General features: G+C 43.3%; 19 protein-coding genes. 9 read left to right on the forward strand and 10 right to left on the reverse strand.

The window, feature by feature from the left end:
* Nucleotides 1–638 precede the first annotated feature (638 nt).
* A complete protein-coding gene (locus MUK70_RS21410; RefSeq protein WP_234655061.1) occupies nucleotides 639–1,019 on the forward strand; it encodes a lysozyme inhibitor LprI family protein in 381 nt (126 codons plus the stop codon).
* 62 nt (nucleotides 1,020–1,081) lie between these two features.
* Here the strand turns inward: MUK70_RS21410 and MUK70_RS21415 are convergent, their stop codons facing one another.
* From MUK70_RS21415 to MUK70_RS21425, 3 genes are all read right to left on the reverse strand, one after another.
* On the reverse strand, nucleotides 1,082–1,840 hold the full coding sequence (locus MUK70_RS21415) for an SDR family NAD(P)-dependent oxidoreductase (RefSeq protein ID WP_234655062.1): 759 nt from the start codon (nucleotides 1,838–1,840) through the stop codon (nucleotides 1,082–1,084).
* A 125-nt stretch (nucleotides 1,841–1,965) separates the two neighbouring features.
* Nucleotides 1,966–2,589, reverse strand: coding sequence for an NADPH-dependent F420 reductase (locus MUK70_RS21420; protein WP_234655063.1), 624 nt, complete (start codon nucleotides 2,587–2,589; stop codon nucleotides 1,966–1,968).
* A 53-nt stretch (nucleotides 2,590–2,642) separates the two neighbouring features.
* Nucleotides 2,643–3,407: an SDR family NAD(P)-dependent oxidoreductase gene (locus MUK70_RS21425; protein WP_234655064.1), complete on the reverse strand. Its 765-nt coding sequence runs from the start codon at nucleotides 3,405–3,407 to the stop codon at nucleotides 2,643–2,645.
* A gap of 109 nt (nucleotides 3,408–3,516) precedes the next feature.
* On the opposite strand from MUK70_RS21425, the gene MUK70_RS21430 reads away from it, so the two are divergent.
* The 3 genes from MUK70_RS21430 (at nucleotide 3,517) to MUK70_RS21440 (ending at nucleotide 5,891) form a co-directional block, all read left to right on the forward strand.
* Nucleotides 3,517–3,876 (forward strand): winged helix-turn-helix transcriptional regulator, encoded by a 360-nt coding sequence (locus MUK70_RS21430; RefSeq protein ID WP_234655065.1) that lies wholly within the window; start codon nucleotides 3,517–3,519, stop codon nucleotides 3,874–3,876.
* A 330-nt stretch (nucleotides 3,877–4,206) separates the two neighbouring features.
* A complete protein-coding gene (locus MUK70_RS21435) occupies nucleotides 4,207–4,638 on the forward strand; it encodes a plasmid mobilization protein (protein WP_234655066.1) in 432 nt (143 codons plus the stop codon).
* Nucleotides 4,626–5,891, forward strand: coding sequence for a relaxase/mobilization nuclease domain-containing protein (locus MUK70_RS21440; RefSeq protein ID WP_234655067.1), 1,266 nt, complete (start codon nucleotides 4,626–4,628; stop codon nucleotides 5,889–5,891). The genes MUK70_RS21435 and MUK70_RS21440 overlap by 13 nt, the downstream gene beginning before the upstream one ends.
* Before the next feature lie 272 nt (nucleotides 5,892–6,163).
* Here MUK70_RS21440 and MUK70_RS21445 read toward each other — a convergent pair whose 3' ends face one another.
* The 5 genes from MUK70_RS21445 to MUK70_RS21465 form a co-directional block, all read right to left on the reverse strand.
* Nucleotides 6,164–7,864 carry an SEFIR domain-containing protein gene (locus MUK70_RS21445; protein WP_234655068.1) on the reverse strand — a complete coding sequence of 567 codons (1,701 nt, stop codon included), beginning with the start codon at nucleotides 7,862–7,864 and terminating at the stop codon, nucleotides 6,164–6,166.
* Between the two features lie 221 nt (nucleotides 7,865–8,085).
* Entirely contained in the window at nucleotides 8,086–8,445 is a 360-nt protein-coding gene (locus MUK70_RS21450) for a hypothetical protein (protein ID WP_234655069.1), read from the reverse strand.
* Nucleotides 8,442–9,002, reverse strand: a complete 561-nt coding sequence (locus MUK70_RS21455; RefSeq protein ID WP_244784488.1) for a hypothetical protein — start codon at nucleotides 9,000–9,002, stop codon at nucleotides 8,442–8,444. The genes MUK70_RS21450 and MUK70_RS21455 overlap by 4 nt, the downstream gene beginning before the upstream one ends.
* A gap of 71 nt (nucleotides 9,003–9,073) precedes the next feature.
* The gene (locus tag MUK70_RS21460) at nucleotides 9,074–9,427 is read right to left on the reverse strand and encodes a hypothetical protein (protein ID WP_234655071.1); all 354 of its coding nucleotides are present in this window, start codon (nucleotides 9,425–9,427) and stop codon (nucleotides 9,074–9,076) included.
* A gap of 322 nt (nucleotides 9,428–9,749) precedes the next feature.
* Complete coding sequence (locus MUK70_RS21465) at nucleotides 9,750–10,301, reverse strand: DUF3427 domain-containing protein (RefSeq protein WP_256464081.1); 552 nt, start codon at nucleotides 10,299–10,301, stop codon at nucleotides 9,750–9,752.
* A 364-nt stretch (nucleotides 10,302–10,665) separates the two neighbouring features.
* Between MUK70_RS21465 and MUK70_RS21470 the strand changes: the two genes are divergently transcribed.
* The 4 genes from MUK70_RS21470 (at nucleotide 10,666) to MUK70_RS21485 (ending at nucleotide 13,037) form a co-directional block, all read left to right on the forward strand.
* Entirely contained in the window at nucleotides 10,666–10,848 is a 183-nt protein-coding gene (locus tag MUK70_RS21470) for a helix-turn-helix domain-containing protein (RefSeq protein WP_233868761.1), read from the forward strand.
* Nucleotides 10,849–10,981: 133 nt separating this feature from the next.
* Nucleotides 10,982–11,434, forward strand: a complete 453-nt coding sequence (locus MUK70_RS21475; RefSeq protein ID WP_234655072.1) for a helix-turn-helix transcriptional regulator — start codon at nucleotides 10,982–10,984, stop codon at nucleotides 11,432–11,434.
* A gap of 29 nt (nucleotides 11,435–11,463) precedes the next feature.
* Nucleotides 11,464–11,835: a hypothetical protein gene (locus tag MUK70_RS21480; protein WP_234655073.1), complete on the forward strand. Its 372-nt coding sequence runs from the start codon at nucleotides 11,464–11,466 to the stop codon at nucleotides 11,833–11,835.
* 620 nt (nucleotides 11,836–12,455) lie between these two features.
* Nucleotides 12,456–13,037: a class I SAM-dependent methyltransferase gene (locus MUK70_RS21485; RefSeq protein WP_234655074.1), complete on the forward strand. Its 582-nt coding sequence runs from the start codon at nucleotides 12,456–12,458 to the stop codon at nucleotides 13,035–13,037.
* Nucleotides 13,038–13,076: 39 nt separating this feature from the next.
* On the opposite strand, the gene MUK70_RS21490 is transcribed toward MUK70_RS21485, so the two are convergent.
* Nucleotides 13,077–13,364: a hypothetical protein gene (locus MUK70_RS21490; RefSeq protein WP_234655075.1), complete on the reverse strand. Its 288-nt coding sequence runs from the start codon at nucleotides 13,362–13,364 to the stop codon at nucleotides 13,077–13,079.
* Nucleotides 13,365–13,667: 303 nt separating this feature from the next.
* Here MUK70_RS21490 and MUK70_RS21495 point away from each other — a divergent pair, with 303 nt between their 5' ends.
* Nucleotides 13,668–14,255: a DUF4238 domain-containing protein gene (locus tag MUK70_RS21495; protein ID WP_234655076.1), complete on the forward strand. Its 588-nt coding sequence runs from the start codon at nucleotides 13,668–13,670 to the stop codon at nucleotides 14,253–14,255.
* 113 nt (nucleotides 14,256–14,368) lie between these two features.
* Here MUK70_RS21495 and MUK70_RS21500 read toward each other — a convergent pair whose 3' ends face one another.
* Entirely contained in the window at nucleotides 14,369–18,634 is a 4,266-nt protein-coding gene (locus MUK70_RS21500) for a T9SS type A sorting domain-containing protein (RefSeq protein ID WP_234655077.1), read from the reverse strand.
* Nucleotides 18,635–18,664: the final 30 nt, after the last annotated feature.

Genomic DNA, 18,664 nt, shown 5'->3' on the forward strand with positions numbered 1-18,664 from the left:
TAAGAATCTCATAAACAACCGCCTGTGTGAACCGACAACATAATTATACAAAGCCAGCTTGCCCGGAAAGGCCAGATGTATTGACGGCCATAGCAATAAAGCATTGCGATTACGCTGCAACAAGCCTGTGTTACTGACACCAGGATAAAATAGGGCATGAATGAACCTAAGGCATAAGCCCCTCGTCCGACACTCATGAGCATCGTCGTTATCAAGATTTCCTGCAAAATCAGAATAACAAAAAGGAAGATTGCGAAGTAGTAAAACTGTCTGGTCATGTGCTATAAGAAAGCGTTTTACCAAACTTATAGAAAACATCTCGGTGGGTTACTTGCCGAACTGTTAAAATAATTTAAAATGGCAGTCCCGAACAAACTCGAGTATTTTCAATAATTCTCGAACAAACACAAACATTCTCGACTATTCGCGAGTAAACTCGACCATTTTCGAACAGACCAATATCGGCTCTTAAACGACCAATAATCCAGACGAGACATTCTCGATCGGCCCTTGGAAAACGCATCTGGAATGCTTTCAGCAAAGAAGCAGAAAAAGTAGGTTTAGCTAGCCATCGAGGGCTGTTGGTGAAAATTTCCCATTTTTACAGCATTACACCCAAACATCAGACTGACATTCAAATGAAGAAATACCTGTTAGCTTCCCTCATTTTTCTAGTATCGCTAAATATCTCATTCGGGCAAGTGAACGAAAACTCTTATGCAAAGGCAGAGAAAGAGATCAATTCGGTTTATCAAAAAATCTTACAGGAATATGCCACAGATAAGGAATTCATAAAAAACCTAAGATCGTCTCAACGACTGTGGATTCAGTTTCGCGATGCTGAGGTAAAAGCCAGGTACCCTGACAGGGAACCTGGCTACTATAGTAGAGTTCATTCTATGTGTCTCGCAAATTTGAAGACTGAGCTTACCAATGAAAGAATTAAGACATTGAGAGTCTGGCTGGCAGGCATAGAGGAAGGGAATGTATGCGCTGGCTCAGTCAAGCGAAAACATTAAAATGATAAAGGGCTGCTGATCAATAAAACAACTTCCGCCATTCGCAGCGGAAGTTATTTTATTCAAAACCCGAACATTCCCCCCGAAACCGAAATCTGCTCCCCCGTAATCCACGCGGCATCATCGGAAGCGAGAAATACTGCTGCTTTCGCAATATCTTCGGGCTGGCCTCTGCGGCCAAGCGGTGTATTGGCAACAAACATTTTTTCATACTCACTGCCAGAGGTGACGCCCGCACTGGTTGCGCCTTCTGTTTCCGTAGCGCCCGGCAAAATAGAATTAATACGGACGTTTTTTGCACCCAGTTCCTTCGACAAAGAAATCGTTATTGCATCTAATGCAGCCTTAGTTGCAGAGTACAAGGAGACTCCCGCCATTGGCGATTTGCTTGCACCCGAACTGATATTGATAATATTGCCACCCTCATCTCCAAACAGTTTTAAGGACTCCTGGATCGTCAGTACAGGACCCAAAACATTTACGTTGAAATGCTGGTGAAAAGCTTCTGCTGATGCCTGTTCAATGGGTAAAAATTGCTGAAAGACCGCGTTGTTTACCAAAATATCCAACCTTCCGAAAGCCTGCTTTGTTTCTTCAAACAGCCTGGTTACATCGGCTTCTCTGGACACATCGGCCTGTACCGCAATGGCTATGCCACCATTGTCTGTAATTTCCTTTACCACACGGTCTGCGCCTTCTTTACTGGCGGCATAATTCACAACCACCTTGGCACCTTCGGCGGCAAAATGTTTTGCGATGGACGCACCTATTCCTTTGGAAGCACCGGTAATGACCGCTACTTTGTTTTTTAATCTATTCATGATGCTATTGATTAATCTTAGGAGACACCCCCCAGTTTGGTTGAGTGCTTTGTAATTATTTTATCAAAACTGTGGCTCCATTGTCCAGGACGCAGGAGCGCATGGATGTTTTTCGATAACGATTTTCAGTTGAACTTGACCAGGTCCTTAAAGATCAGTTGACCCCAGCTATTTCCGCGTGCCTGTACAAGCAGTCCGCCTTCCGAAAGCCCACCAAGCTGGATGGGTGAAAAACCGAGATTTTCCGCGAGCGCACCAATCTCCGCTGTTGCGCCCTCATCGTCGCTTGCCAGGAACACGACTCTCCTGCCACCATGTACGGCAGGATCTTGCTCAATGACGGCAGCGACCAAGTGGTTGAAGCCCTTAACGAGTCTTACGCCGGTGAAGGCCCGGGCAACGACTATTGCAGAAGGCTGTCCTCCCAGCTTTTCAGGAGATACGCCGTAGGCATTGGTCACATCGACGATGATTTTTCCCTGCCAGCTGGGTAGCGCCTTTGCGACTTCCGCGTGCGATTCGAAACGCACCGCCAAAAATATTACATCCGCCTTTACGGCTTCCGACAGGGTTGTGGGAATGATTGTGGGTCCGATTGCGGCCGCATCGGATGCAAAGTTCTCCGGGTCGCGCGTCGTTGCAACGGATACTTCGATGCCTTTGCGGGCAAACGCCTTGGCCAAGGCCTGACCGATCTTTCCGAAGCCGACAATTGCGTAGCTCGCTTCTTTATTTTCTGATTTATTCATTTTGAAATTATTTTTTGACACAGGTTAGTAGGCCTGCGTCAGTGTGGAGTCAATTATTTAGACAAATAGCTTAGTCCGCCATCAACAAGGAGTTCAGCGCCAAGCATGAACGATGAATCATCGGAAGCCAGGAAAACCGCTGTTTTACCAATGTCAGATGGTTGCCCGATCCTGCCTATCGGCATTACATCTGCCCAGTATTTTTTAACAGCTTCAAGTTGTTCTGCGGGGACGAACCTGTCAAATACGGGTGTATCTGTTGTACCGGGGGATATTACATTTGCTCTGATTTTTCTATGCAAAAGGTCGTTTGAAAAGCCTTTCGCGAAATGAATGACAGCCGCTTTGGCAGCGCCATAAAGTGAAAATGAGGCATATGCCCGGTGCGCTGCATTTGACCCGATCAGAATGATAGAACCCCCATCATTCATATACGGCAATGCTTTATGGACAGTGAAATACACACTTTTCAGGTTTAGATCCATTGTCCTGTCATAGTCTGCTTCACTGGTATCAGCCACAGAACCAAATGCAGCTCCCGTAACCGCGCCACCCGCATTAGCTACTATCACGTCTATTTTACCGAATTTCTCTGATGTCTCTTTATAGACCCTTTCCAGGTCGGCAAGGTTAGTCACATCCGCATTGATGCCAATGAAATTACCACCCAGTTGCGCTACGGAGTTATTCAGAGTTTCCTGAGATCTGCCGACAATAGCTCCCACAGCACCTTCATTTACGAATTCTTGGGCAATACCAAACCCAATGCCACTATTCCCGCCTGTAATAACTGCTACCTTATTTTCTAATTTGTTCATTGTCTCACTCATTTTAAATTTGTGTTGCAAAGGAACTATCGATAGTTTACTTTTGAAACTATTACAGTCTATTCTGGTTACCAATGGGTAACTACAAATTTTTCCATATATGAGAGACGACAGATTTTGCAATTCAAATTGCCCGTTTACCAGAGCTATTGGCACGATTGGCAATAAATGGAAGCCCATCATTATCAATGTAATTAGCACCCGTACTATGCGTTTCGGTCAGCTAGATGCCATAGTGCCGCACATTTCAAGGAAAGTACTGACCGAACAGTTGAAAGAACTGGAAGAAGACGGCTTATTGGAAAGATTGGCTTATAAGGAGTTACCGCCAAGGGTAGAATATCGGTTGTCCGAAAAGGGCTTAGCTTTTTTGCCGATTTTAGAACACATTAAAGAGTGGAATTTGAAGTATGAAGTTTCCACGATCCCCAAAGAGACTGATTACAAATATGCCGGATAGGATCGTCAACAAACTCGAGCATTTTCAAAAATTCTCGAACAAACACAAACATTCTCGACTTTTTTCGGCCATTCTCGACCAAACACAACTTTTTTCGAACAGATAAGCACCAGACTGAAACGCTTCCGACCCTAAGGCAAATTTACACAGGATAGGTAAATCCCATTTCAATAAACTAGATTCACAAATCGGCTCAGCACCTGGTTTCGAAGAGTTCGAAATCCAAATGAGCCGCCTGCTTTGCGCGTCTGGCCAGATGTACGATTGTAATACAATCGCCGGTTGCTACGCACCCGATCTGGCCTTCCCCTCCAAAGTCGGTCCAGGTTTGTGAAGGAGTTTTTAATGTTTGAAAGTGTAGATAGGATCGTGATGAAAGAAGAAAAATCGAACAAGACAAAGCATGTAATCTTCCGGTTAACACCCAAAGAATACGCCAATCTGGAAGCCAAGCGCAGCCGCACCACCTGTCGGAAATTAAGCGAATTTTTACGGCTCTTGATCTTCAACCGACCGGTAACCGTCATCGAACGGAATGGTTCGCAAGATCAGATGATTGGTGAATTGTCGGAGCTGCGGGAAGAGCTAAACCGGCTTGGCAACAACTTCAACCAGGCGACCAGACGTCTCAATGCCGTCAACCAAATTTCAGAATTCAGAAATTGGATCGCTAGCTACGAAGCTGAAAAGACATTCCTGTTTTCGATCCTGGACAAGATCAAATCGCAAACCGATAAACTGGCTGATCAATGGTTGCAGTGATCCACACCAGCAGTCGGCTCCGGGCTGTGCTGCAATACAATGAGAAAAAGCTTGAACAGGGACATGCGGAATGCATTTCGGCTATCCACTATCCCAAGGATGCCGATGCCCTGAGTTTTGATCAAAAGCTGAACCGGATTCAGCGGCAGCTGGCTTTGAACAAAAGGACAAAGGTCAATACGGTTCACGTCTCCCTGAACTTTGATCCGTCGGAAAAGCTGAGCAAAGAACAGCTCGCGGAGATTTCAAAGGCCTATTTAAAAGGTATTGGATTTGAGAAACAACCCGCCCTCGTATACGAGCACCGGGATGCCGGTCACCCGCACGTCCATCTAGTGACAACCAATATCAAAGCTGATGGAAGCCGAATCTCACTGCACAATCTTGGCAAAAATCAATCGGAGAAAACCAGGAAGGAGATTGAGATAGATTTTGGATTGGTGAAGGCACAAGATCGAAAAGCGCAGGAGTTTACTTTGAAACCAGTCAGCATCAAAGCGGAGTATGGAAAGTCAGAAACTAAGAAGGCCATTGCCAATGTGCTCGACAAAGTTCTGAACGAATACAAGTTCACCACGATGGGTGAATTGAATGCAGTGCTCAACCAATATAATGTTGCAGCGGACATTGGCTCAGAGGGTTCGAGGATCAGAAAGAACAATGGCATCTTATACCGCGTGCTGGATAAAGACGGCAACCGGATTGGGGTGCCAATCAAAGCAAGCGATTTTCATTTCAAACCAACACATAGAAATCTGAAAGTGCGTTTTCTGTTCAATGAGATAAATCCAAACCGTACGAAAGATTCCTTACGGATTAGGAATAGTATAGATTTTACTTTGTATGGCAAACAAAACGTATCATTGCCCAGGCTGATCAATATTCTTCAAAAAGACGGGATTGATACGGTAATCCGAAAAAATGAAGAAGGCCTGCTGTATGGGATCACATATTGTGATCATCGTACGAGATCCGTCTTCAACGGAAGTGCATTAGGTAAGCAGTATAGCGCGAAGGGAATTGCCGAGCGATGCATCGAGGATCCTTTTTCTCTTCATCAGCAAAAGTCTCAAGGGATAGGGATGGATATTGGGCAGGCGGGTAATGCTTACCATGCCGGAAATGGTAGTTCGTTGGAGAATGATAAGTCTCTTGATTCTTTATTGTCTCCTGTTAAGGATGGGGAGTACATGCCGCATCAGTTGAAGAAGCCAAAACGGAAGAAGCAGAAAGGGTTTTCGATGGGATTTTGACTTATTGGAGAAATGCGCTTGCACCACAGCGCAACGAAAGGTACAAAGCAAAAAGTGACGACTGCAAATCAATCTGCTATTTACCGTGGCTTCCGCCGCTCCTTAAACCGCCGATTGATTTGCAGCCAAGGGGTGAACCCCATCACTTTTTGCTTTGAGTAAGAATGGGCGGTTGCACTGAAGTGAAAAACTACAGTCTAAAAATTGCGCGACAATCCAAAGCAACGGAAGCAATACTTTCCTATGCCCAAAGCCTCGAGCCGACCCAAGCTTTACTCTTGACGATATTGGTCATTCTTTGTCCTAAATGATTTAAGAGTAAGTGCTTTACCATTGCTATCGATTAGAAAATCTTTGATTGGAAATTCTCGCTCAGTAGTTGTAGTGTCTGTGAACACGCGGACAACCAAATTCTGTGAATACACTTCGTCAATGATATTATTCCATACCTCAATATTAACCCATTTGCTTGAAACCGTCTGATTAATAGCTACTTTTGGCATTTGGAAAGTGAAAACAGATCGCCCCTTTTCCTCCCTGTAGTTATCATCATTCCTGTAATCTATTGAGCCAATACCATGACCATTGCAAAGCCAGGAAGGCATCTCAATTTCAATAACAATATCCTGCAATGAATTATTTGACTGATTTTTTATACTTGCTCTAACTCCATATTCGATCGTTCGATATTGTCCTTCAAACAATTGAGCACCACCAGATCTTAGACTAATATCGTTGATTAAAATTTTATCATTTTGAATTAATGACGGTCGGACCACCGTTAACTCTGGTTTTTCTAACCCCACTGGATGAAATTCTATTGTAGCTTGATCCGATAATTTACCATATAGTCTATTCATCATTTCTGGTTTATAGGGTCTCGATATATCAATAATTTCACGATACCTGAATTCCATAGGTGTCACGTCGTTGCCATGCCCATCCGCGCTTACTAAAATGTACTTATTAACGTTCTCCCGAATATCTTTAATTATTAGTCCATACTCCGTACCAACGCCGCCCTCAAAACTCTCAGCCTTTTCCTTATACTTTTCTGACAGAACGACTATGACTTTTTTATAATCTGTCATAGCTTGATGCATCATCTTCATAAAGTCGGCGGATGCCTCTTGCTGACTTTTATAAGTATCCATCTCAGCATCAAATCCGTTTGATCTCAGATGATTAACAAATTCGTAGACAAAGTTCTTATGTTCTTGATTATCCCATGCATACGTGACAAATACGTCCTTTTTCTCTTTCATTGCGTTTAGGTTCTTAGTTGAATCACTATTATTTGCTGTTTTTTCATTGGCAAGTGAATTGGTGTTGGATCTCCTTTGGGTTTCACTTGAACCAGATACAGTGGCATCTGAGGCCAAAGAAAAAATTATATTTTTCCCAACATTTTCCACCGCCAAATCCAACGCTTCCCTTGTAGTATTAGCATAAATTCTTTTCGCTGCAAAATCTTCAAATTCATCAAAATCTGTGTCTGTGAAAAAATTAAATAGCTCTTTTAAAATATCATCTAGACCATTTAGTATTAACCCCAAGCAAAGAAAATTAGTATTTGTATCACTTCTGAAGGCAATATACTTACGTTTGTATTCTAATACTTGATCAACATCGTCACCTTTGAATTCTTTGTGGAATCTATAAATCGAGGAAATGCTATTATTCCATATACTAGAATAAGTATAATCACCAGACCAAATACCTAATTCTCGCAGTCTATTGGTGACAGGTTTATAGATATTATCCGTTATTGGAAGCATTTTTATTTCAATTTGATTTTGAATATCATCATAAAGTAATTTTTCCATATAATTTTTTTCCGGACTCAACACGCTTCTTTGGTGATCAAGCTCTATGAGTTCATTACAAATTGGAATGTATCCCAAAAATTCAGTTTTGTTACGATCTAGATAGTTGATAAAATCAAACAATCTTTGTATTTCCGGAGGAATCATTAATTTTTAATATTAATTAGAAGATAGGTTTACAAATTCACAACTATCTAATTTATGACTTTTGTTACGATTTTTGCGTGAATATGAGTGAGAACGTGAGCGATTTTCCAGTTAATACTGAAAGATCATTATATTAACAATCTGCAATTGGTATAAAGCTTGATTATCAGAAGAAAAACATTAATCACGTGTCTATCTTAATTAAAAGGAATTTGACAACTTTAATTATTCTGTTTGGCTTTAAAATGAGCTTTGCCACGGTCGGTGACGGCAAAATTCGGCCATTCATGATGTCCATTGCATCCGACAGTTAGATGGCGATCTATTATCATATCCCAGAGAATTTCTCTCACTTTTGTTTGATCACCCTGACATAGCTCTCCTGAATATGTAGTATGAGGTTCTGCGTTAAAACCGACTTTGGCCTCAATTATTTTTGATGAAATGAGGCGTACGAAATTGATAAAGCTATAATTTCCAGGATGTGCTGCAAATAAAGAGACCATCAGATCTCTGAGCTCAACATTTGATAAGGTAATTGGTGGTAAAGGGCCACTAATAAAGCGCGAACTATTCATCATATCGGATTAATTTTTAACCATTCGGTTACACAAATTGCATATGCTATGAATGATAGATTATCTCTATCCCAATGCGCGTTGGTGCAATAATTGGGTAAGGCTGCAATGAAGGTTTGATAACGAGCGTATATAAATGCTCCACTAGCAATGCTTTTTCGTCTTGAATTATTAAATAGGAAGTCACGTACCTTATTAATCAATGTTTCAATGGATTGATCATGGCTTGATATATCAGTTCCCGCTAGGTCCGAGATAAAAATTTGATAACGGTATTGTTCACTGTCCAACACCAATAGCTTTTTTTCCCTATTGTAATGACCCTTGGCTGAATAACGCTGAGCACCCATGAAAACCCCCAGCTCCAAAGGCATATTAAATCTAGCTAGTCCTGACCCTACGTCCACATCTGCTTTCGAAATGTCATGAATACCATATTTACAATCGTCAATAATTCGAATTATTTTATGAAATCTTACATCTCCTCCGTCATCCTCTTCCCTAGCACAGCGTGCAATGAAACCACAATCATGTATGGCAAAAACGATTGCTTCAAACATTGAATTGTAAGCCGGATCAAAAGGGCAATTTATGAAAACGTTGTTTAGATAATTATCAGGTTGAGCCATCGTTACTTTCCTGTCTTTTTAATGGCCGCCTGTACCTTTTTTACCATGCTTGATGTGGCTTTTGGGCTGCTCTTCACCTTTCTCAAGGCAGCCGTCTTTTGATCAGCAGTTACCGGCTTAATTGTTTTCGGTTGGACAGCATTTTTTTTGACACCAGCTTTTGCCTCGGGTGTCTTAGCCGCAGTTTTTTTAGCTGCAATTTTTTTTAACGCTTTGGCCGCGTCATTCTGAAGAGTCTCTAACTTTTTATCACTACGGGCGTCACGTCCGTCCGGATTAACAATAGACCCCGGGGCCAATTTCAACTTCTTTTCTAAGCCTCCAACTGTAATGTCCTTTCTGATCTTTCTGGCCATGTTGCTAATTTTTACTAAAGTACTTATTTTCAGTAACACTGCGATTTGGGAGTTTTTCTGTGCGTATGACTTTTATGTAAGAATTCGGAGTAGATCAAACTCAAAGCACCAAAGGCTATGAACACTACACTATCAAATACTCCTCCCCAAAATCCCTACCATTAGAAAGTCTCTTTTGCTTACGTCGCCCAAAAAGTTTTAGCCTTACCACGCTAAATCAATGATAACAGTGACCCCGTTTGAATCTTTTAATGGCAACAGTCCATTCGGGCTGGCCTCCGCGGCCGAGCGGGGTATTGGCAACAAACATTTTTCATACTCACTACCAGAGGTGACGCCCGAGCTGATTACGGTGAAGTAAACTCACCCGACCGCCATCCTCGCCATCTCCTTCCAGATATAATGCGGAGCTGACTTTGCGCAATGCCCAGTTGATACTCATCGGCTTCGCTCCATAACGGTCAATATAATCCGCCAGACCCAGGAAGACATAGGCAATCGTATTATTGAATTCATCATTGTTCTTCTCCCGCACAAGAAGAAGAATCGATTTCCCCGTTTGCTTTTGCTTTACATATGACAGCCCCTTGCCAGTTTCAGGCCTGGCTGTGTTCTGAGACTGCCAGTGAAATATCTTTTCACTGACTGCGTAATCGTTGTACAATGTTGTCGGAGAGTAATTTGCTTCTGTCTTTTCCAGCGTTATGAGCAGCAGTTCGGCATTCTTCGCTTCCAGGTTTATGACCCCTTCCCGATTGCTGGATTTCCTTTCAAATGTGCTTTCTCCGAAAGCGGCCAGGATCTGTTCTCTCGAATATCGGCTATGTACTTTGAGTGGTTGAACGAAAAGCGTTAGATTGAACCACTTGCCAATCCGGCACCAGGTAGGGTCGCAACAGTTTTACCCCGAATTCCCTCCTTGACCAGACGGCCGAGAAAGGCAGCAAACGGTTCAATGTTCTGTTCCACACTGGCTTTTTCCAATGACTCAGAATGACCGCAATCCGTTTTTGCGGCACATCGTGCAGGAAGTGAATGGCCTCTGCAAATCTCCTCGTGGTGTTGCCATATCAATCTACCAAATCATGCGGTGGTTAATCAATTGAATGTTGTTGTGTCAATACTATTCAATCGCGTTGTGGTATTTCTATTAAATCGCGTTGTGATAGTCTTATTAGATGATGCGGGAAAGGAAACTTGAATAGTGAACTGTACCTGATCAGGTATAATCCAACGAAATGGGTACGTTTTATACCTTATCAGGTATATGTTTGTCTAGCTTCCAAGCATTTTTTAAAGAAGGGCGTAAAGCAGTTGGACTTACGCAGGAAGAACTTGCTTTCAAAGCAGGTGTCGGTCTACGCTTTATTCGCGACTTGGAACAAGGGAAGAAAACGCTTCGATTTGATAAGGTTAATTAGGTTCTATCGCTATTCGGAAGGAAGTGGGTGGTAGATCTCAGACGGTAATTACGAGAGAAAGAATATCAGTTGACGCAATGAACCAGTGAAATGGCTTGATAGAAAATGTAAGCAAAATTGTTTATATTGATATATGGATAGGCAGTTTGAAAAATACAAGGGTATACACCCAGGATTCGTTCTTGAGCGCGAACTAAAAAAGCGATCAATCAAGCAGCGTCCTTTTGCCCTATCTATTGCTGAACATCCACAGAGCTTTAACGCTATTATCAAAGGAAAACGCAGCCTGAGTACCGCGCTGGCACTTAAAATCGAAAAGGGGCTAGATCTTGACGAGGGTACATTTGTAATGCTTCAAGCATACTATGACATCAAGAAGGAGAAGGAAAAACAATTAAAGCTGACTCCTAATTTGAGGATATTAAGAAAGTCACTGTTCTGGGATACCGACGTTGACCGCATTGATTGGGAGAAACAAGCAAAGGCTGTTATTGAAAGGGTCTTTGAACGCGGGAATAATGATGAGAAAGAGGAAATGACAAGGTTTTATGGACAAGCAAAAATTCAATCGGTGCTTGCCGGTTAAAAGAATAAAACACGTGTACTGAAATCGGAATGAATAAATACCAGGGGCAGCGACTTACAGAATACATTTACTATGCCGACGTTACTATACAAGCAGTGATTAGTGCTGACTTTACATTTATCGAGGGTGCTGGCTGGTATGAGCTTTATTTGTATAATTATGATCAAAGCTTTTGGAGACTAGATAGATTTGATAAGCTGCAAGAGCTATTTTTTGTCGAACTTCCTTCCAAGAATGATTGGGCTAACTACAATTCGCAAGAGTTGCAAATCGAGTTATTAGTAAAAACGAGAGGATTTACAACTATGCCGTGTATATGGCAGGGCTGTGCAAAACTTACTCTTCAGGGACTCGCCTATTGCGAAAGGCACGCTTACTCTGAAATGGGAATCAGAAAATAACTATCGTAGCGAAGTACTCATTTTACATACAACAAACCCGTTGTCAAAGAATTTTAAAGTTCGTATTTTTACCTAACAAAATCGCAGTTACCACAGCCAAAAAACCACAGGCATTTTCCAAACTTTGAACACCAAAAACCACCCGAAAACGCACTCAAAAACCAGCGAAAATCACCATCAAATCGAACAATTTTCGCTAAAAGAATTATACATAACAAATATACTGTTGTACTATATGTATAAAAAATAGTGAGTCTTTCGTGTAGTTCACTTCAAATAATGGAGGCAAAACCTTGATTACTAGCCTATTAAAGGCAAAGTTCGAGACCCGTCTCCTTCCCGCGCGGCGGCCGCCTTGAAAGCAGTTCAAAGTCAAATAAAAAATGCAAAAATCCCCATGTTTTCCGTGCGGCTTTCGCGTAGTTCACTCCATATGCCGAAGTGTTTGGCTTTCAGCGCGACGAACGTTACAAAGTGAAAAGCGACAGTCAAGGGTGAACCTCATCACCTTTTACTTTGATCGATAACGAGCGATCGCGCTGAGTTGAAAATTAAACGGAGTTGGAAAGAAAAAAGATTTAATTGAAGGATAACAATTGTGATCTAATATCTGAATGCAAATGGACAAATCAAACGGATACGAACACCACGCCGCCACATTCATCCGCTGCCGCTCCAAGGGCCTCGATGGAGTCGGCGTGGCATCGGTTCAGCACTGGGCAAGGTCATTACCACCGAATGCGACAGTTTTAGATGTAGGCTGCGGCACAGGCGACCCCATTTCTAAGGCATTGATAGACGAAGGTTTGAACATTCATGGGATTGATGCGTCGACTTCGATGGTTCAAATCTTCAAACAGAACTTCCCAGGAATCCCCGTCGCCTGCGAAGCCGCAGAGGATTCCTCATTTTTCAATCGGCAATTCGATGCCATCATGGCCTGGGGGCTCATGTTCCTTTTGCCGGAAAAAACCCAGGAAGTTGTAATACAAAAAATGGCCAATGCACTTCGCACTGGTGGAAAGCTGTTATTTACGGCTCCTTCTCAAAAAATGAAATGGGAAGATGCCATTACAGCAAAAGAATCGAGATCGCTCGGAGCGGAGAAATACAAAGCGTTGTTGGCGGCATCCGGACTTTCGCTCATTGAGGAGTTTGAGGATGAAGGGGAAAACCATTACTATCATGCGGAAAAGCTTTAAAATGACTAAAAAGGACTGTCACCAACAGTCCTCCAATTCCTAAACCCTCGCCCCCATTTTCTCAAAGCCCTCCCAAAGCACCTTCACATCAAAAAGCGCCGACTTCTCAGCTGTATCAAACGGAACATCCGAATGATAAAGCGCCAGATCATGGATCATTTTGAGCGAATGCGCTAGCTCCTTACAGCCCTGACATTCCACGAGATGCCAAAATTCGGCTTGTGATTGTGTTAGCGGTGGGCTGGTGTTTGATGCGTGACGGGCATCGACCACGGGGTTGACTGAATGTGCTTTTGAGTCAACACCTGAACCATCCAAAGTTTGCATAAAAAATGGGTAAGTGTGATTAGATAAGGAGAGGTCACCGCAAACTTTGTCAAAGAGCTAACTTTGATAGGTTTCGGGACTTGCACCCGTATGCCTCCCCAAGGCCATTTTGTCCTACGTATTGCCATTAGCTCTATATTTTATTTTCAAAGTTTGCGGGGCAAATATAGGGGAAAGTTTTGATGGGTGGTGAGCGAATGAACTAACGGTAGGCGCTGTCTTTGGAGTTGGGTCGGAAGATAAAGATTTTTATTATTTTAGTCTCCAACAGAGGACTTCTCTATCGTACTAAGCATTTAGACTATGCCACCGAATAACTTGAAGGTTGAAAATTCATTCGACTCGTGGGTATACATGCTATCAGAACATCATTTCGATAAAATCGCAAATCTGAACTTATTGAATCAAAGTGAACAAAATAGATTAGTGCGCGATGGAAAAAATACGTATGATGAGAACGCAGAAAAAAACTATCTTAAAAATATGCACAACTTTTCTCTATTTAAAAGAGGAGCCGATAGCCCAGTCATCGGTCGAGTATGCAATTACATTGCTGCCGCGGACTGGACAATATTGAAGACGGATTTGCTCAAACCATTTATAACTTCTGATAATCCCGGATTCTTGATCGATCCAACGGGAGAAATTAAAAACATGGGTTTTGAAGGTAAATTTAGATACTATATACCGCTAAACTCTGAAAATGTCCTTCTTATAGCTAGACGCGATGCAACGAATTTCGGTAGTTATCAAATGCAATGGGCAAGCGCATCTTTGGTAGATATGATCAATACTGGCTCCTTGTTAATGGCTAACAATGAAATCTTCGGACGCACCTACGAAGTTTTACAAAATGTAAGTTCAAGTCCGTCGATGTTGAATGGATTGTGATATTGTTACCTAAAAGCTGTCAATCCCCACCTCAAACCTACTGGGTGCACCTTCTGTTTTCACCGCTGTAATTGGTGGCTAATGATTATGGAAGTAGCAGTTTGACAAGCACCTTACCTTTTTATAACCTTAAATGTCTCTCTTTTACCTTTTGAATCAATGTTCAAAATATAGATTCCAAAAGAAAGTGTTTGAACGTCAATGAATTCAACTAGTTGCTTGCTGGATAAAGTACGAAGCACGCGGCCATTCAAATTTATTAACTGAATGGATTTTTCTTCGGGCGATTCAAATGCAAGTCGCAGAAAATCCTGTGTGGGGTTGGGGGAAACGGTAACTTTGAGGGTGGCCACCTGCGGTTCTGTGGCTGTGATCACTTCTATCCTGACGGTCCCCGGATTATCAATGATACCCGCACCGCAACTGTTTTGAACCTGGAATAACATATAAAATTGATTCGCAGAAGCTTGATATAGCTCAATCTCATCGACAGGATTGGATGTCTGACGATATAAATCCTGAACAGATGTTCCATAATGATAGGTCCAGGGCGAACCACCTTCCAGCAACACCTTCACACGCGGGTTGGTCTTGCCATCATAAATAACTGACTCTGTGGCGAACTTTGCTCTGGCCTTTTTTCCTGCCGTAAGCGGATATTCATAAGCGCCGCTGGCCGTGCCGCCGTCTGACGCCACAATGCGCAAGCTGTATTGCTTGTCTGAAAACAAGTCCGCAGGAAGTGTGGCTTTCAGGGGATTTCCCGCGCCGGTGGTCACAATGTTGCGCCAGTTGCGCCCGGTTGTATCTGAGATCTGGACTGTCATCCTGTTTCCGGCCGAAAATGTTCCTGTGGTCTTATATTCTACGCTGATTGTGTCCTCGGTGCAAAATCCGGCGCTCGTGAGCGATGACCATTTTACCACATTCACTGCCCGCGCTGCTGGCGGGTTCACTTCCACAACAGCCGAGCCCCTGACCACGCCAGCTCCGCATGCATTTGTTACAGATTTAAGCGTGTACGTGGTGGTCTGCTTTGGCGAAACCCGCACATAGGACATGGCTCCAACCGATCCAGCAGCATTACCGGTCGTGCCGTCTGACAGCACATATTGGACGCTTTCATAATTTTGCCTGTTGGATTTCAACGCAAGTTGCGCGCCTTCCCCACTGTTGATCGTGCTATTTCCGCTGAGCGTTAGATCCGGCAGAATGGCCACATTAACGGGCATCACCTCAAAAAGCGAATATTTTCTGGCGGTCACACGCAGCTGATAAAAATTTCCCTGCAACTGTTTTGGGATTTGCAGGCTGATTGTGCCCGAAACCGTTTTAACAGAATCAAGTGTTTCCGTAGCACCAGTAGTCTGATTAACAAGCAAAAAGCGTATATAATCATCTGACATGTCTACTTCGCCGAGGAGTTCATAATTAAGTTTAAACGCACTTCCTTCGCACACGCTGCCGGACGAAGAAGACAGGACAAGTTTGGGTTTTACCGATACAGCCACAGTGCCCGACGTTGTCCCATACCCGCATTCGTTACTCACCGAACTGATCGTATACTCCTGTTTTCTGGTGGGGCGCACATCGACGATTTGTAAATTATCTGACGAAAACCGCGTGTACATGCCATTAGTCCAAATAGCTTCCCAGGGCGAAGTGCCGGTCAATATCAGTTCAAGCCGTACAGGTTCACCAGCATTGACCAAGATTGGGGCACCTGGATCCTGGGCACGTAATGTTGCTGTTGGTGGTGCCAGAACGGAAATGTTCAGCAATTCAGAAATGGCGCCGTCCGAGGAAACCACTCGTATGTAATAGGCCCCTGCGGGCGTTGCTGCGGGGATAACCGTCTTTAAAATCCGGTCTTTCACACCGCTCACCAACGTTTGATAGTCAGAAGAACCGTAGCTGCCCATCTGTAATGCAAATGTAGCGTCAGACGCTTTGCCATCAATAACGCCAAAAGGAATCTGTATGGGTGAGCCAGCGCAGAATTTCAGCATGCTGTTATAGGTGGAAAGGGATATGCGATAGGGCATCTTCGCTACATACATTTTCAAATTTACATCTGCCGTTCCGCAGACATTTGTGGCTGATTTGACGTCATAAGTCGTTAACTCGCCCATTTTCGGAAAAATAGGCATATACACCTCAGTTGGTGTCGGATTAACATTGTTAAAGGTCTTCTCAACACCATTTTCGGTGTAAACAATTTTGGAAATAGACGGAGAAGTAGACGAAAGTCTCAGGTGCTGCTGAGAATCCGGTTCCAGCATCCGGTATGGATCTTCCGGCTTGGACGGAGGATATATGGAGAAATTGGTTGGCAGTTCTTGAATGCTGAATGGACGCACCTCGGTGAAAAGTACGGGATTTGTAGATGCGATCCGTATCCCTGCATTCTCTCCAAAGAAGGATTGCGTAGTCATTTTTATCTTATATTTTCCAGCCCGGTCTACGGTAATGATGTTTTGAAGTTCAGCGTAATTGGTGTGTCCCTGGATTGTAAACTTGTTGCCCGGATTGAATGTCCCTACGGTTCCAAAAACAACTTCAATACTATCATTATTGCAAATAGCCGTTTTCAAAGGTTCCAGATAAACGCCCGGATTCTGCGATGGTGTCACCGTCAATCGTGCCGACCTCACATTATCATTTTTAAAACATGTATTGCTGATGGACTTGATTTTGAAGTCAGTGGTTTCCTTCAAAAACAGTTCCTTACTAATAATGTCTCCGTCGTTAGCATACTTCACAACAGAACCATCGGTATATTCCACCGAGTAAGGTGCGCCGCCCGTCAGGATATAACTCAGCTTAACATCTGAGGGAATGTTGTAATTGTATTTGAAATTATACCCTGCGAACTGCGCATTTGGAATTGTTTGGCCGGTTATGAAATACGACCACGGAGATTCCATTACCGGGTTGGCAGTGATAATCTGATAAACGTAACTTCTATATCCCTGTGGGTTTTCCGGAAGCGTTACTTCCAGAAAGTCACCGGAGCGCGACGCAGGCAGGATCGACGTTTCGCCTGTGTTGCCATTAGTCATTTTAATGGAAAATCGCGTTGCGTCGGTCAATGATGCATTCGACGAAAACCTGATCTTGCCTTTCGCTCCGGCGCATAGGATCTGTGGACTCTCATTATCATCAATCCGAATACCGGGTTTAACCTTGATAACCACAGTCTGAACTTCCTTTATTTCTGTTTTACCGCAGCCCGAAGACATTGATTTCAATGTGTAAGATTCTTCTTTGGCAGGGACCATGTAAAACTGAAGTGAAGAATTAGGCGAGCTTACCGTGGAACCATTGGTTAGTTCTACAGTAAACGGTGGAACTCCTTTTACGCGAACATCGAGCTGCACCGGATCACCATAATTAATGGTGCTGCTTTGCGTGTTAAAATATGCTGAAGGTGTCGCCCATATGAACAACCTTTCACTCGTACGCGAGCTTACAGTCGCTGGATTATCGGTAACAACCTGAATGTAGACTTCATTCAGCGTTTCGACATTAAATTGAGACGGCACTTTTGCAGTGAGCACGTTATTATTGAGGGTCGCTGCTACTTCGGCAACCTTGGGTTTATCGTTAAAAATGGCCTCTGTAAACCGTAACCTGTACTTTGTCTGCGCTGTAAGTGAAGTTCCCGAGGTTGAAATGGTAACATTCACCTCACCGTTTTCGCAAACCGATTGCGGCGCAAATGAAATTGTCCTTACCGAAGTGCTGTTGACCTTCGCCTGGAAACTTCCACCGACCTTCATAGCGCCGCAGGCATTTTCAGCATGCGCAATTCGATAGGGCTCTGTCTTCGTGACTTGTATGGGTTGTTCCGACACAAAGTTGGCTCCGTTCGGGTAAACGGTCAGCTTGGTGCTGTCGTCCAGCGTTACATTCATTGCACTGGAACTATATCCGGTAAGCTTGATGAAGACTTGGTCAAACTTATTTAATGTGTCGGAAGTCAGAGCACTGTTTAAGGTAATATTGCCCTTACTTTGAACGATGAGTGTATTTGACCAGGCACTTTCTACTTTTGGAGCCGACGAAACGGCCTTTAATTGTAATTCTGCGTTTGCAAACAGCAGTGAATCTGAAAAAACAAAGTGCAGAAACCCGTCACTTAACACAGTGGCTATTTCTTTAATGACGGCAGGGGACGACGCTTTGCGCACTTGAACAGAAAACTTGTTGCCGGCACCAAAAGTGCCTGTCGTAATAACAGGCAGCCGGTAATTGCTTCCAAGGCAAGCCGACCAGGAAAAATCATTGTTATTAATGAGAATGTTAGGAGACTGTGCGAAAACGCTTGTACAGGATAGTAAAATAATGGCACTTAGGAAAGCGTAAAGTTTCAACATGTAAGAGGGCGGTTACAATTTCCCGTGAAA

This window comes from Dyadobacter chenwenxiniae, assembly GCF_022869785.1.
GTDB lineage: Bacteria > Bacteroidota > Bacteroidia > Cytophagales > Spirosomataceae > Dyadobacter > Dyadobacter chenwenxiniae.

Excerpts from the sequence above, each read along its gene's own strand:
- MUK70_RS21410 (WP_234655061.1), top strand. The coding sequence starts at position 639 with ATGAAGAAATACCTGTTAGCTTCCCTCATTTTTCTAGTATCGCTAAAT.
- MUK70_RS21415 (WP_234655062.1), bottom strand. The coding sequence starts at position 1,840 with ATGAATAGATTAAAAAACAAAGTAGCGGTCATTACCGGTGCTTCCAAA.
- MUK70_RS21420 (WP_234655063.1), bottom strand. The coding sequence starts at position 2,589 with ATGAATAAATCAGAAAATAAAGAAGCGAGCTACGCAATTGTCGGCTTC.
- MUK70_RS21425 (WP_234655064.1), bottom strand. The coding sequence starts at position 3,407 with ATGAACAAATTAGAAAATAAGGTAGCAGTTATTACAGGCGGGAATAGT.
- MUK70_RS21430 (WP_234655065.1), top strand. The coding sequence starts at position 3,517 with ATGAGAGACGACAGATTTTGCAATTCAAATTGCCCGTTTACCAGAGCT.
- MUK70_RS21440 (WP_234655067.1), top strand. The coding sequence starts at position 4,626 with ATGGTTGCAGTGATCCACACCAGCAGTCGGCTCCGGGCTGTGCTGCAA.
- MUK70_RS21445 (WP_234655068.1), bottom strand. The coding sequence starts at position 7,864 with ATGATTCCTCCGGAAATACAAAGATTGTTTGATTTTATCAACTATCTA.
- MUK70_RS21450 (WP_234655069.1), bottom strand. The coding sequence starts at position 8,445 with ATGATGAATAGTTCGCGCTTTATTAGTGGCCCTTTACCACCAATTACC.
- MUK70_RS21455 (WP_244784488.1), bottom strand. The coding sequence starts at position 9,002 with ATGTTTGAAGCAATCGTTTTTGCCATACATGATTGTGGTTTCATTGCA.
- MUK70_RS21460 (WP_234655071.1), bottom strand. The coding sequence starts at position 9,427 with ATGGCCAGAAAGATCAGAAAGGACATTACAGTTGGAGGCTTAGAAAAG.
- MUK70_RS21470 (WP_233868761.1), top strand. The coding sequence starts at position 10,666 with ATGGGTACGTTTTATACCTTATCAGGTATATGTTTGTCTAGCTTCCAA.
- MUK70_RS21475 (WP_234655072.1), top strand. The coding sequence starts at position 10,982 with ATGGATAGGCAGTTTGAAAAATACAAGGGTATACACCCAGGATTCGTT.
- MUK70_RS21480 (WP_234655073.1), top strand. The coding sequence starts at position 11,464 with ATGAATAAATACCAGGGGCAGCGACTTACAGAATACATTTACTATGCC.
- MUK70_RS21485 (WP_234655074.1), top strand. The coding sequence starts at position 12,456 with ATGGACAAATCAAACGGATACGAACACCACGCCGCCACATTCATCCGC.
- MUK70_RS21490 (WP_234655075.1), bottom strand. The coding sequence starts at position 13,364 with ATGCAAACTTTGGATGGTTCAGGTGTTGACTCAAAAGCACATTCAGTC.
- MUK70_RS21495 (WP_234655076.1), top strand. The coding sequence starts at position 13,668 with ATGCCACCGAATAACTTGAAGGTTGAAAATTCATTCGACTCGTGGGTA.
- MUK70_RS21500 (WP_234655077.1), bottom strand. The coding sequence starts at position 18,634 with ATGTTGAAACTTTACGCTTTCCTAAGTGCCATTATTTTACTATCCTGT.